At 71.4% G+C, this 11743-nt stretch carries 11 protein-coding genes; 7 read left to right on the top strand and 4 right to left on the bottom strand.

The annotated features are described in order from the left end of the window. Positions 1-66 precede the first annotated feature (66 nt). Positions 67-2196, bottom strand: coding sequence for a serine/threonine-protein kinase (locus IE263_RS43180; protein WP_189943605.1), 2130 nt, complete (start codon positions 2194-2196; stop codon positions 67-69). Positions 2197-2377: 181 nt separating this feature from the next. On the opposite strand from IE263_RS43180, the gene IE263_RS43175 reads away from it, so the two are divergent. The 3 genes from IE263_RS43175 (at position 2378) to IE263_RS43165 (ending at position 4323) form a co-directional block, all read left to right on the top strand. After that, positions 2378-2692 (top strand): SH3 domain-containing protein, encoded by a 315-nt coding sequence (locus IE263_RS43175; RefSeq protein WP_189943604.1) that lies wholly within the window; start codon positions 2378-2380, stop codon positions 2690-2692. A gap of 46 nt (positions 2693-2738) precedes the next feature. Then, the gene (locus tag IE263_RS43170) at positions 2739-3263 is read left to right on the top strand and encodes an EamA/RhaT family transporter (RefSeq protein WP_189943603.1); all 525 of its coding nucleotides are present in this window, start codon (positions 2739-2741) and stop codon (positions 3261-3263) included. 289 nt (positions 3264-3552) lie between these two features. Further along, the gene (locus IE263_RS43165; RefSeq protein ID WP_189943602.1) at positions 3553-4323 is read left to right on the top strand and encodes a class I SAM-dependent methyltransferase; all 771 of its coding nucleotides are present in this window, start codon (positions 3553-3555) and stop codon (positions 4321-4323) included. Here the strand turns inward: IE263_RS43165 and IE263_RS43160 are convergent. Continuing rightward, complete coding sequence (locus tag IE263_RS43160; RefSeq protein WP_189943601.1) at positions 4287-5759, bottom strand: SulP family inorganic anion transporter; 1473 nt, start codon at positions 5757-5759, stop codon at positions 4287-4289. The two genes, IE263_RS43165 and IE263_RS43160, sit on opposite strands and share 37 nt — an antisense overlap. Before the next feature lie 241 nt (positions 5760-6000). On the opposite strand from IE263_RS43160, the gene IE263_RS43155 reads away from it, so the two are divergent. From IE263_RS43155 to proC, 3 genes are all read left to right on the top strand, one after another. Next, on the top strand, positions 6001-6816 hold the full coding sequence (locus IE263_RS43155) for an ABC transporter ATP-binding protein (protein WP_189943600.1): 816 nt from the start codon (positions 6001-6003) through the stop codon (positions 6814-6816). Next, on the top strand, positions 6813-7586 hold the full coding sequence (locus IE263_RS43150; RefSeq protein ID WP_189943599.1) for an ABC transporter permease: 774 nt from the start codon (positions 6813-6815) through the stop codon (positions 7584-7586). The genes IE263_RS43155 and IE263_RS43150 overlap by 4 nt, the downstream gene beginning before the upstream one ends. Positions 7587-7751: 165 nt before the next feature. Further along, positions 7752-8564, top strand: coding sequence for a pyrroline-5-carboxylate reductase (gene proC / locus IE263_RS43145; RefSeq protein WP_189943598.1), 813 nt, complete (start codon positions 7752-7754; stop codon positions 8562-8564). 16 nt (positions 8565-8580) lie between these two features. Here proC and IE263_RS43140 read toward each other — a convergent pair whose 3' ends face one another. Then, on the bottom strand, positions 8581-9165 hold the full coding sequence (locus IE263_RS43140; RefSeq protein ID WP_189943597.1) for a cysteine hydrolase family protein: 585 nt from the start codon (positions 9163-9165) through the stop codon (positions 8581-8583). 75 nt (positions 9166-9240) lie between these two features. Between IE263_RS43140 and IE263_RS43135 the strand changes: the two genes are divergently transcribed. Next, positions 9241-10260: a GlxA family transcriptional regulator gene (locus IE263_RS43135; RefSeq protein WP_189943596.1), complete on the top strand. Its 1020-nt coding sequence runs from the start codon at positions 9241-9243 to the stop codon at positions 10258-10260. Here the strand turns inward: IE263_RS43135 and trpS are convergent. Continuing rightward, positions 10200-11225, bottom strand: a complete 1026-nt coding sequence (gene trpS / locus IE263_RS43130) for a tryptophan--tRNA ligase (RefSeq protein WP_189943595.1) — start codon at positions 11223-11225, stop codon at positions 10200-10202. The genes IE263_RS43135 and trpS overlap by 61 nt on opposite strands. Positions 11226-11743 lie beyond the last annotated feature (518 nt).

Genomic DNA, 11743 nt, shown 5'->3' with positions numbered 1-11743 from the left:
CGCCCACGTTCGCCGCTGGGGCCGCCTCCTGGGGCGGCCCCTTGGCGTGTCATGGGGCTCCCGGGGTCACCAGCCCGAGGGATCGGATCCGTCCACCGCGAAGACGGTGCCGTCCGGAGCGCCGGCGTAGACGCGGCCGCCGACCGCCCCGGGCGCGGGCAGGGCGGTCACCACCTTGTCGGAGTCGGCGCCGAGCCGCAGTGCCGTCTGCCCGATGAGCTTCCCCGCGTCGGCGTCGACGGCGAGGAGACGGCCGTCGGGGGCGCTGAAGTACACATGCTCGCCGTCGGCCGTCGGCACCGACCCCCGGCTCACGGCTGTCTGCAGGGACCACAGCCGCTTCCCCGCGAGCGTGTCGACGGCGACGAGCGAACCGTCGAACGTCAGGAGGTAGACGCGGTCCCCGTGCACCGCCGCGCTCGCCTGCTGCAGCGCGACGCTCAGCGCCACCCGCCGTGACACCTTGGTCTCGGGATAGAAGCGGACCACGGCGTCGGCCTTGCCGTACTCGCCGCTGCCGGACAGCAGGACGAGGCTGTCGCGGGCGGTGCCCACCGGGGTCAGTTCGCCGTTGAACCGCTCGTCCCAGCGCACGTCACCGGTGGCGGGGTCCACCGCCGTGATCCGTGTACGCCCGTCGCCGGACGTGGTCGTCACATACGCCAGCGGGTCGCCGGGGAACGACACGAAGTACGGCTGGCCGGCCCCGGGCATCCGCCGGCTCCACCTGGTCCGTCCCGAGGCGGCGTCCACGCCGGTCACCGTGCCGTCGGCCGCGGTGAGCAGGAGCGTTCCGCCGACGTACCGGATCCCCGGATACGCCGACACCTCCCGCTGCCAGCGCGTCTTGCCGGACGACGGATCAAGGGCCTCCACACGCTTGCCCGAGTGCGTCAGCACATGCGCCAGCCCGCCCGCGAGGACCGGTGCCTCGCCGGGTTTGTCGCCGGCGGACAGCGCATGCCGCCACACCACGCGCCCGTCGGACGCGTCGAGCGCGGACACCAGCTCCGACTGGGCGCAGATCAGCCGCTTCGCGTCGTACGCGCACTGGGGCATGCCGCCGGCTCCGCCCGTGGCCGGCCGCGTCGCCCAAGGAGTGAACGCATCCGCCGCCGACCGGGAGGCGCCCGTGTTCCGCCCGGTGCTGTCCGCGTCGCCTCCGCCGAGCAACCGCGCGGAGACGAGTCCTGCCCCCACGACGAGGACCAGGGCCCCGACGGCGAGGGCGACGCGTCCGCGCCGACTCCGCCGTGGCCCGCTCGCTCGCGCCGCCTCCGCGTCCTGCTCCTGCGGCGGCTTCGGCGCGTCCGGCTGCGGTGCGTCCATCGACCGCTGCGTCGGTATGAACGCCTGCGTGTCGTACGAGGCCGCGACCGACCGCAGCTCCCGCATCAACTCGTCCGGCGTGGGCCGCTCCTCGGGCTCCTTGGCCAGACAGCGCAGCACCAGCGGCGCGAGGTTCTCCGGCACGCCCGTCAGATCGGGCTCGTCGTGGACCACCTGGTAGGCGACGACGTACGGGCTGTCGGAGTCGAACGGCCCCCGCCCGGTCGCCGCGTGGACGAGCACGGATCCCAGCGCGAAGATGTCGGCGGCGGGCCCGACCTCCCGCGGGCGGCGGAACTGCTCCGGCGCCATGAACGGCGGGGTGCCGATCAACTTGCCCGTCTCGGTGCGCAGTTCGCTGTCCTTCGGCCGGGAGATGCCGAAGTCGATGACCTTCGGACCGTCCTCGGCGAGCAGCACGTTGCTGGGCTTCAGATCACGGTGCACGACCCCGACCCGGTGGATGTCGCGCAGCGCCTCCGCGAGGCCGGCCATCAGCCGCCGCAACTCACCCGCCCCCATGGGCCCGTTCCGCTTCACGTGCTCCGACAGGGTCGGGCCCGGGATGAACAAGGTGGCCATCCAGGGCCGTTCGGCTTCCGGGTCGGCGTCGACGACGGGTGCGGTGAAGGCACCGCTGACTCTTCGCGCGGCCGCGATCTCCTGCCGGAATCGCCCCCTGAACTCGGGATCCCTGGCGAACTCGGCGTGGACGACCTTCACCGCGAGCTTCATCCCGGAGGTGCTGCGGGCCAGGTGGACAACGCCCATGCCGCCGGAGCCCAGGCAGGACTCCAGATGGTAGTGACCGGCGTATTCCGGAAGTTCCGCTTCCGCGCCCGCCCCGGTGTTGCGCTGTGGCGTCATGGACCACCCCCGTGCTGTTCGGCCGCGCGCGCGACGCACGGAGCCTAGTCGATGACTCGAACGAGACCGAGGCGGCTTGCTAGCCTCCACGTGCGAGTTGCGTACATGTGTTTCATGTCGTGATTCAGGGGAAGGAACGTGTCCCCATGGCAGTCATGGGGTTCAACGGGGGAGGTTTTTCATGTCTGTCGAGCATGTCGAAGAGGCCGAGAACAGCGACGAGGCGGAGGCCGTAGCGGCGGCGTCCCTGACGTACTACCCGGTCGCGCCCGGCGTCCGCCTGAACGTCCGCAGCGGCCCCGGCACCAGCTACCCGGTCGTCAAGGTCCTGCCCGAGGGCACGAGGGTGCCGATCTTCTGCCAGAAGGCGGGCACCACGGTGACCGGCCCGTACGGTACGACGAATATCTGGGACAACATCGCCGACAGCCAGTTCGTCTCGGACGCGTACGTCCGCACGGGCAGCGACGGCTACATCGCACCGCGCTGCGCCTGACGCACCCCCCGGGGAGCCCGCCCCCACCCGGAGCCATAATCGTCCCGTGAGCGACGAAATCGGCACCCCGGACGCCTCGGCGGGCTCCCCCGGCCAGGGCGGCAGCCCTACCGGCCCCCGCCCCGAGCCCCTCCGCTTCTTCGGCACCACCTGGGTGAACCACGACCGCGGCTACACGGCCCGCCGCATCGCCGTCGCCGTCGGCTCTCTCACCGCCGCGGCCGTCTCCTGCCTCGTCCTGCGCTTCGCCTACGAGGGCCTCGCGATCGCCGACATCGGCAGCTTCGTGACCCTGCTGGTCGTGGTGATGTTCGCGATCTGCAGCGCCCTGGCCTTCCGGCACACCTGGGAAAGCTTCGCCAAGCGCCCCGACCCCGAACGCCAGGCCTCCCTGCGCGGCCTGCTGGCCATCGGCTTCGTCGGCTCCCTCCTCGCCCACTTCTTCCGCTCCCTCATCGAGGCCCCGGGCGAGAAACTCCACCGCGAGGAGTACGAGACGGCCCGCGAACAGTACGAACGCCGCACCGCCCGCCGTACTCGCAACCCCTCGAAGAAGCGCCGCCGCTCCTGAACGACGGCACGAACGACGCACCGACGCGGAGCCCGCGCCACCGAACGTTCGACCGGCCCTTCCCCGTCTCACGGCCGTGCGACGCATCAGCCGGACCAGGTACGCGACGCCGACCGCCACCACGCTCACACCCTCACCGCCCCGAACGGCGACACGCCCCTCCTCCATGCCCAGCCCCCCGGCCGGCACCGCGAAACCCACAGCTCCGCTTCTCCGCGTCCAGCCTCTCCCCAGCCAACCTCCACCACATCCGTTTACCTCCCCACCCGACCCCCGCCACGATGACCTCATGACGGCCCCCTCCCCCATCACCCGAGCCCACTCCTTCAACTCCGCCGCAGCGCAGTACGCCGCCAGTCGCCCCTCCTACCCGGCCGCGCTCTTCGACGCGGTCGAGGACCTGGCAGGCCGCCCCCTCGCCGGCGCCCGCGTCGCCGACATCGGCGCGGGGACGGGCATCGCGACCGCCCTGCTGCGCGCCCGCGGCGCCGACGTCCTCGCCGTCGAACCCGGGGACGGCATGGCGGCGCAGTTCCGCCGTGCCCTGCCCGACGTGCCGATCGTCCGCGGCGACGGCAACCACCTCCCCCTCGCCGACGCCTCCCTCGACTTCCTCACCTACGCCCAGTCCTGGCACTGGACCGACCAGGCCCGCTCGGTCCCGGAGGCCCTGCGTGTGCTGCGCCCGGGCGGCGCCCTGGCGCTGTGGTGGAACACCAGCGCCGTCGATGTGCCGTGGATCGACGCGCAGTTGAAGCGCATCCAGGGCCACTTCGGCATCGACCAGGTCGTCGGGACGAACGGCGACGGCACCCACACCGCCCTCGGCGAACCCACCGGCCTCCTCGACTTCGCCCGCCGCCGGGTCCGCTGGAGCCGCCGCGTCCCTCTCGACACGCACCTGGCCAACATCGGCAGCCGTTCGGTCTTTCTGGCCCACGGCAAGGAGAGCGCCGCCGCCTTCCTCGCCGAGGAACGCCGCCACCTCCTGGCCGCCTTCCCGGACGGCACCGTCGAGGAGACCTACGACGTCGAGTTGCTGCTCGCCACTCGCCCCTGATCCTCCCCCTGACGGTGCGGACCGCGCCGTCCCCGCGCGGCGGCCCACCCCTCCAAGGCCGCCGCGCAGGCGTGGTCCACATGCCGAAGCCCGCCCAGGTCCAACCGCACCTCCCGATCCCGCGCCGACACCTCCAACGCGTCCAGCGCGTCCAACAGCTTCGGCAGCCGCAGAAACGTCGCGTGCCCCACCACCCGGACGACGATCCCGGTGTCCCCGCAGTCCTCGGTCTCCACCTGCACATGGCTGATCTCCCACGCCGTCTTGGCCACGGCCAGCGCCAGCCCGATCAGCACCCCCTCGAACAGGTTCCCGACGACGATCGCCACCGCCGTCACCCCCAGTACCAGCACCTCACCCCGATGCCCGCGCCACAGCTTCCGCACCTCCCGCACCGGCACGAGCTTGCAGCCGGCGTACACGAGCAACGCGGCCAGCGCCGCGACCGGGATCACTCCGAGCACCGCGGGCACGACGGCCGTGAACAGCAGCAGCCACACGCCGTGCAGCACCCGCGAGGCCTTGGTCCGCGCCCCGGCCTGCACGTTCGCCGCGCTCCGCACGATGACGGCCGTCATCGGCAGCGCGCCCAGCAGCCCGCACACGGCGTTCCCCGCGCCCTGCGCCATCAACTCCCGGTCGTAGTGCGTTCTCCTCCCCTGATGCAGCCGGTCCACCGCCGCCGCGCTGAACAGCGACTCCGCCGAAGCGATCAACGCGAACGCCACAACGGTCCCGATCACCCCCACTTCCGTCAGCCGCCCGAAGTCCGCCGCCTGCGGCACCCGCACGGCCTCCCACAGCCCCTGGACCTGCACCCGCCGCACGTCCAGGTCGAACACCCCGGTCACCGCCGCCGCCAGGGCCACCGCCACGAGGGGCGCCGGAACCAGCCGCGCACCCCGCCGCCACCGCCCCCACAGCAGCGACACGACCATGGTGGCACCCCCCACTGACAACGCCATCGGATCCACCCGCCCCGGCAGCGACACCAGCCCGGCGAGCTTCCCGAGCCCGCCCGCCGGCGCGGCCGCGTCCCCGAGGGCGTACACCTGCCCGGCGACCAGCACCAGCCCGATGCCGGCGAGCATCCCCTGCACGACGGCCACGGACACGGCCCGGAACCACCGCCCGAGCCGCAGCGCCCCGAGCCCGAGCTGCACCAGCCCGGCGCTGAGCACGAGCACCCCGAGCGCCTCCAGGCCGTACGCGCGCACGGCCTCGTGGACGAGGACGGTCAGCCCGGCCGCCGGCCCGCTCACCTGCAGACTGCTGCCGGGCAGCGCCCCGGCGACGAGCCCGCCGACGATCCCGGTGACCAGCCCCAGTTCGGCGGGTACACCGGAGGCCAGGGCGACGCCCACGCACAGGGGCAGCGCGACGAGGAAGACGACGAGTGAAGCGAACAGATCGGCCTTGTGGACACCACGGCGCATGACGACAGCACCTCCGGTCGGAAACGGGAGATGCGTGGGCGCCGCGACGGGGGAGGCAGCGGCGAACTGAATCCCATTGTCGACAGGCGGAACGAATCCGCGCAGCCGAAACGGGGTGTCACTGGATGGACAGGGAGGCACGCGAACCGGACCGTCCGCCTCCCCTTCGCGCCGCCGTGCGCCTGCGCCACACCACGCACTCCACTTGACGGCCCCCCACCCCGGAGAGATTGTTCACCGCATGATGAATTACAGTGCCCGGCCACCCGACAAGGACCCCCGCCCCGACGACGAAACCCCCGCCGTACGCGCCCGTGCCCTCTCCGTCGTCCGAGGCCCCCGCACGGTCCTCCACGCCCTCGACTTCACCGTCCCGCGCGGCCAGATCACCGGCCTCCTCGGCCCCTCGGGCTGCGGCAAGTCGACGCTGATGCGCGCGATCGTCGGCACCCAGGCCAAGGTCACCGGCACCCTCGACGTCCTCGGCCACCCCGCAGGCCACCCCACCCTCCGCACCCGCGTCGGCTACGTCACCCAGGCCCCCTCCGTCTACGACGACCTGACGGTCCGCCAGAACCTCGACTACTTCGCCGCGATCCTCGATCCTGGCCGCACCGCCGCCGAACGCCGCCACGAGAACGTCACCCGAGCCATCGCCGACGTCGACCTGACCAGCCACGCCGACGCCCTGGCCGGCAACCTCTCCGGCGGCCAGCGCAGCCGCGTCTCCCTGGCGGTGGCCCTGCTCGGCACCCCCGAACTCCTCGTCCTCGACGAACCGACCGTCGGCCTGGACCCGGTCCTCCGCCGCGACCTGTGGAACCTCTTCCACGCCATCGCCGACTCCCGCGGCGCTACCCTCCTCGTCTCCTCCCACGTCATGGACGAGGCCGAGCGCTGCCACCGCCTCCTGCTGATGCGCGAAGGCGAGATCCTCGCCGACGACACCCCCGACGCCCTGCGCACCCGCACCGGCTCCGACACGGTCGAGGCGGCCTTCCTCCACCTGGTCGACGAGGCGACCGAGGACGCCCGCGAAAGGGAGAACACCCGATGACCACGCGCACACGCTCCGCACCCACCACCCCCTTCAACCTCTCCCGCACCACCGCCACCGCCGCCCGAGTCCTGCGCCAACTCCGCCACGACCCCCGCACGATCGCCCTGATGATCCTCATCCCGTGCGTGATGCTGTTCCTGCTCCGCTACGTCTTCGACGGCAACCCGCGCACCTTCGACAGCATCGGCGCGTCCCTCCTGGGCATCTTCCCGCTGATCACGATGTTCCTGGTCACCTCCATCGCCACCCTGCGCGAACGCACCTCGGGCACCCTCGAACGCCTCCTCGCCCTCCCCCTCGGCAAGGCCGACCTGATCGCCGGCTACGCCCTCGCCTTCGGCACCCTCGCGATCATCCAGTCCGCCCTCGCCACCGGCCTCGCGCTCTGGTTCCTCGACCTGGACGTGACGGGAAGCCCCTGGCTCCTCCTCCTGGTCGCTCTCCTCGACGCCCTCCTGGGCACCGCCCTCGGCCTCTTCGTCTCAGCCTTCGCGGCCTCCGAATTCCAGGCCGTCCAGTTCATGCCGGCGGTGATCTTCCCCCAAATCCTCCTCTGCGGCCTCTTCACCCCACGGGACGCCATGCACCCGGTCCTGGAAGGCCTCTCCAACGCCCTCCCCATGTCCTACGCCGTCGACGGCATGAACGAGGTCCTCAACCACACGGACATGACCGCCACCTTCCTCCGCGACGTCCTGATCGTGGCGGGCTGCGCACTGCTGGTACTGGGCTTGGGAGCGGCCACCCTGCGACGCCGAACCGCGTGAGCGGGGGCGCAGCCCCCAGGGACGGGAAAGGCGAGGGCGGAGGGGGAGAAACCCTGGACGGCAACCCACCAACCCACGTCCGCCCACCGGACACCCAAGCCACACCCCACCCTCCGATGCGAGGATGACGAAGGACGACGCAAACCCCCGGAGGGCACCCCAGCCATGACCCAGAAAGTCGCAGTCCTCGGCACCGGCAAGATCGGCGAAGCCCTGCTCAGCGGAATGCTCCGAGGCGGCTGGCCCCCCGCCGACCTCCTCGTCACCGCCCGCCGCGCCGACCGCGCCGAAGAGCTCCGCACCCGCTACGGCGTCACCCCCGTCACCAACGCCGAGGCCGCCAAGACCGCCGACACCCTCATCCTCACGGTCAAGCCGCAGGACATGGGCACCCTCCTCGACGAACTCGCCCCCCACGTCCCCGCCGGCCGCCTGGTCATCAGCGGGGCCGCCGGCATCACCACCGCCTTCATCGAGGACCGCCTCACCAGCGGCGTCCCGGTCGTCCGCGTCATGACGAACACCCCCGCCCTCGTCGACGAGGCCATGTCCGTCATCTCCGCCGGCAGCCACGCCAGCGAGGCCGACCTCGCCCACACCGAGGAGATCTTCGGCGCCGTGGGCAAGACCCTCCGCGTCCCCGAGTCCCAGCAGGACGCCTGCACCGCCCTGTCCGGCTCCGGCCCGGCGTACTTCTTCTACCTGGTCGAAGCCATGACGGACGCCGGCATCCTGCTCGGCCTGCCTCGCGACAAGGCCCACGACCTCATCGTCCAGTCCGCGATCGGCGCCGCCACGATGCTCCGCGACAGCGGCGAACATCCGGTCAAGCTGCGCGAGAACGTCACCTCACCGGCCGGCACCACCATCAACGCCATCCGCGAACTCGAGAACCACGGCGTACGAGCCGCCCTCATCGCCGCCCTCGAAGCCGCCCGCGACCGCAGCCGCGAACTGGCCTCCGGCACCAAGGACTGACGCCCGCCGGGGGCGGTCACTTCGCCGCGCTCACCACCTCCTCCGTGGTCACCACCCGCGCGAACCCGCCCCCGTGCAGCGACACCGCCGACGCCTGCGCCACCTCCTCCGCGCTCCGCCGCCAGCCGAACGGCCCCTCCAGGTCGAAGGTGTACGTGGCGTCGTAGGCGACCACGACCTCGTACCCCAGATTCCCGCCCATCCGCGCGGTCGTCTCCACGCACATGTTGGTCTGGATCCCGGCCACCACGACCTGCGAGACCCCTTCCGCCCTCAACCAGGCGTCCAGATCCGGCGTCCCGTAGAAGGCCGAGTTCACGGTCTTCGTGACGAACAGCTCCGGCCCGGCCCCCTTCCCACGCCGCTCCTCCACGTACTCCTTGAAGCCGTTCCCCTCGTACCCAGCCCGCAGCGGCGACTCCGGCTTCGACGAGTCGTGCCGTACGAAGACGACCGGCCGCCCCGACGCCTGCCACACGTCGATGAGCGAAGCGATGTTGTCATCGGCCCCGGGGTTGTTCCGAGGCCCCCAGAAGCCGGCCTCGTCGAAGCCCTTCTGCACGTCCACGACCAGCAGTGCCGCGTTCTGTGAAATCTCCATGCCCACGATCCTGCCGCCGCACCGGCAGCCTCCCCAGAGGGCAGAAAGACAGCGATCGATGGTTTACTGCCACTCATGCCGCTCCTGGAGGAAGCCCGGAAGACCCCGTATCGCGTAGCCCTCGTCGCCTTCCCCGGCATCCGCGCCTTCGACGTCTCCGTCATCACCGAGGTCTGGGGCGCCGACCGCACCGACCGCGGCGCCCCCGCCTTCGACCTGCGCCGCGTCGCCACCGACACCACCACACCCATCCCCATGCGCGGCGGCCTGGCCCTCCACCCCGACCGCACCCTCTCCTGGCTGCCCAAGGCCGATCTGATCCTGATCCCCGGACTCGACGACCACCTCACCCCCGCACCCGCCCCCGTCCTCGACGCCCTCCGCCGCGCCCACGCCCGCGGCACCACCATCGCCGCCCTCTGCGGCGGCGCCTTCACCCTCGCCCAGGCCGGCCTCCTCGACGGCCGCCGAGCGATCACCCACTGGAACCTCATCGCCCTCCTCCGCGCCCACCACCCCCATGTCACCGTCGTCCCCGACGCCCTCTTCATCGAGGACGACAACATCTGGACCGCCGCCGGCACCGCGGCCGGCATCGACCTCTGCCTCCACCTCGTCCGCACGGCACACGGCGCCGAGGCGGCCGCCACCATCGCCCGCTCGATGGTCACCGCCCCCTTCCGCACAGGCACCCAGGCCCAGTTCATCGAGCACCCCACCCCTCACACGGACCGCGACGCCGACACCCTCGCCGCCGTACGCGAACACACCCTGCGCCATCTCCACGAACCACTCACCGTCGCCGACCTGGCGGCACACGCCGGTATGTCCCCACGCAGCTTCGCCCGCCACTTCACGGCAGCCACCGGCACCACCCCCCTCCGCTGGCTCCTCGACCAGCGCCTCGCCGCAGCCCAGAAACTCCTCGAACGCACCGACCTCCCCATCCCCGAGGTCGCCCGCCGCGCCGGCTTCGGCAGCGAGGTCACGATGCGTCAGCACTTCGCATCGCGCCTCGCCACCAGCCCTCGCGCCTACCGAGCCGCGTTCAGCACCGGCTCCGCCACCGGCGGCAGCAGCCCGATCGCGCGATAAGCGGCATCCACGACCGGCCGGGCCATCGCCCGCGCCTTCTCCGCACCCTCCCGCAACACCCCCTCCACATACACCGGGTCAGCGCACAACTCCTGGTGCCTGACCTGCACCGGCCTGAGGACCTCCACCACAGCCTCCGCCGTGTCCTTCTTCAGATCGCCGTACGACTGATATACGACCGCCAGCTCCTCCGGGTTCCCACCCGTACACGCGGCGAGGATCTCCAGCAGATTCGCGACCCCGGGCCGTCCCTCCCGGTCGTAGACGACCTCCCGCCCGCTGTCGGTCACGGCCCGCATGACCTTCTTCCGCACCACGTCCGGCTCATCCAGCAGATAAACGATGCCCGGCCCGAAGTCCTCGCTCTTCCCCATCTTCGACGTCGGTTCCTGCAGGTTCATCACCCGCGCCGCCACCGGCGGGTGCGTGGCCCTCGGCACCACGAACGTCTGCCCGTACCGCTGGTTGAACCGCAGCGCGAGATCCCGGGTCAGCTCCACGTGCTGCGCCTGGTCGTCCCCCACAGGCACCTCATCCGTCCCGTACGCCAGGATGTCCGCCGCCATCAGCACCGGATAGGTCAGCAGCGACAGCCGCACACTCCCACCCCGCTCGCGCTCCCGCGCGGCCTTCTCCTTGTACTGGATCATCCGCCGCATCTCGCCGTCGGTGGCCACACACTCCAGCAGGTACGACAGCCGCGCGTGCTCATCCACATGACTCTGCACGAACAGCGTGCACAGCTGCGGATCCAGCCCCGCCGCCAGCAGCAACGTGGCCGTCTGCCGACTGAGCCGACGCACCCGCGCCGGATCGTGATGGACGGTCAGCGCATGCAGATCGACGACACAGAACAGCGCGTCCGCCCGGTGCTGATCGACCGCAGCCCACTGCCGCATGGCCCCCAGGTAGTTCCCCAGCGTCAGATGCCCGGTCGGCTTGACCCCGCTGAAGACCCGCTTCATCTCTCCACCTCCTGGTCGAGGCCGCCGCACCCGGCCGGCCGACCCTCAGGAGGGAGAAACGAGAACGGCCGCCGAGGCGGCGGCCGTTGAGTGCATACGTGAGTCCGGCCGCCGTCAGGCGGCCCACCACTGCTGGGTGCACGTACGCGTAGTCATGTCCCCCAGAGTACGCCTCAGGGGTGCCCTCGGGACGAGAGTTGACACACCCAGGACAGATACGTAGTGTTCTCCGGGTTGTCCGACGTGAGCGCCGACCACGGTCGGTCCCCGGGCAGCCATTCCGCAAGTACCAACCACTCCTCGACGAGCAGTCGATTCGGCTGCCGTCGTGTCATTGGCGTGCGTATTCGCGAAATGAGGAATCCGCGTTCGAAAGGACGCAGGCCCCGATTGGCTTCGGGAGCCGGGAATCCGCTAAAGTCTCACTCGTCGGAACGGCCCAGCGGCCGGGAGGACAACCCCCTCTGACGGGGAATCAGCGCCGAAAGGATCTGATAGAGTCAGAAACGCCGGAAAGG

The organism is Streptomyces aurantiogriseus, from assembly GCF_014649375.1.
GTDB classification, from domain to species: domain Bacteria; phylum Actinomycetota; class Actinomycetes; order Streptomycetales; family Streptomycetaceae; genus Streptomyces; species Streptomyces aurantiogriseus.
Note: the sequence above shows the minus strand (reverse complement) of the source record. Positions and strands in the feature narration are given on the sequence as shown.

Excerpts from the sequence above, each read along its gene's own strand:
- IE263_RS43175 (WP_189943604.1), top strand. The coding sequence starts at position 2,378 with ATGTCTGTCGAGCATGTCGAAGAGGCCGAGAACAGCGACGAGGCGGAG.
- IE263_RS43135 (WP_189943596.1), top strand. The coding sequence starts at position 9,241 with ATGCCGCTCCTGGAGGAAGCCCGGAAGACCCCGTATCGCGTAGCCCTC.
- proC (WP_189943598.1), top strand. The coding sequence starts at position 7,752 with ATGACCCAGAAAGTCGCAGTCCTCGGCACCGGCAAGATCGGCGAAGCC.
- IE263_RS43140 (WP_189943597.1), bottom strand. The coding sequence starts at position 9,165 with ATGGAGATTTCACAGAACGCGGCACTGCTGGTCGTGGACGTGCAGAAG.
- IE263_RS43160 (WP_189943601.1), bottom strand. The coding sequence starts at position 5,759 with ATGCGCCGTGGTGTCCACAAGGCCGATCTGTTCGCTTCACTCGTCGTC.
- IE263_RS43180 (WP_189943605.1), bottom strand. The coding sequence starts at position 2,196 with ATGACGCCACAGCGCAACACCGGGGCGGGCGCGGAAGCGGAACTTCCG.
- IE263_RS43150 (WP_189943599.1), top strand. The coding sequence starts at position 6,813 with ATGACCACGCGCACACGCTCCGCACCCACCACCCCCTTCAACCTCTCC.
- IE263_RS43155 (WP_189943600.1), top strand. The coding sequence starts at position 6,001 with ATGATGAATTACAGTGCCCGGCCACCCGACAAGGACCCCCGCCCCGAC.
- trpS (WP_189943595.1), bottom strand. The coding sequence starts at position 11,225 with ATGAAGCGGGTCTTCAGCGGGGTCAAGCCGACCGGGCATCTGACGCTG.
- IE263_RS43165 (WP_189943602.1), top strand. The coding sequence starts at position 3,553 with ATGACGGCCCCCTCCCCCATCACCCGAGCCCACTCCTTCAACTCCGCC.